Annotated in this window: 1 protein-coding gene; it reads left to right on the top strand. The window is 67.1% G+C overall.

Annotated features, from left to right (window positions below; genetic code table 11):
* On the top strand, positions 1-812 hold an 812-nt coding region (locus tag ABEB07_RS38680; RefSeq protein ID WP_345672723.1), incomplete at both ends, for an acyltransferase domain-containing protein.

The raw sequence follows: 812 nt of genomic DNA, 5'->3' as shown, positions 1-812 counted from the left end.
GTGGTGTTCGCGGAGTGGATGGGGCGGTGTGGGGAGGCGTTGGCGCCGTTTGTGGGGTGGTCGTTGGTGGAGGTGTTGGGTGATGAGGAGGCGTTGGGGCGGGTGGATGTGGTGCAGCCGGTGTTGTGGGCGGTGATGGTGTCGTTGGCGGGGTTGTGGCGGTCGGTGGGGGTGGAGCCGGTGGGTGTGGTGGGTCATTCGCAGGGTGAGATCGCGGCGGCGTGTGTGGTGGGTGCGTTGTCGTTGGAGGAGGGTGCGCGGGTGGTGGCGCGGCGTAGTCAGGTGATCGCGTCGTCGCTTGCGGGTGGGGGTGGGATGTTGTCGGTGGGTTTGCCGGTGGGTGTGGTGGAGGGGCGTTTGGGTGAGGGGTTGTCGGTTGCGGCGGTGAATGGTCCGGCGTCGGTGGTGGTGTCGGGTGGGGTGGAGGCGTTGGATGTGTTGGAGGGTGAGTTGGGTGCGGAGGGGGTGCGGGTGCGGCGGGTGCCGGTGGATTATGCGTCGCATTCGGTGCAGGTGGAGGGTGTGGAGGGTGAGTTGGCGGGGGTGTTGGGGGGTGTGTCGGCGGTGTCGTCGGGGGTGCCGTTCTATTCGACGGTGACGGGTGGGGTGGTGGATACGTCGGTTCTGGATGGGGGGTATTGGTATCGGAATCTGCGGGAGCCGGTGCGTTTGGAGGAGGTGGTGCGTGGGTTGTTGGGTGAGGGGCGGCGGGTGTTCGTTGAGGTGAGTCCGCATCCGGTGTTGGGTTTTGTGGTGGCGGAGACGTTGGGTGCGGTGGGTGTGGAGGGTGTGGTGGTGGGGTCGTTGCGGCG

Source organism: Streptomyces similanensis, from assembly GCF_039543625.1.
GTDB classification, from domain to species: Bacteria; Actinomycetota; Actinomycetes; order Streptomycetales; family Streptomycetaceae; genus Streptomyces; species Streptomyces similanensis.
This window is presented reverse-complemented; position numbering and strand designations above follow the sequence as displayed.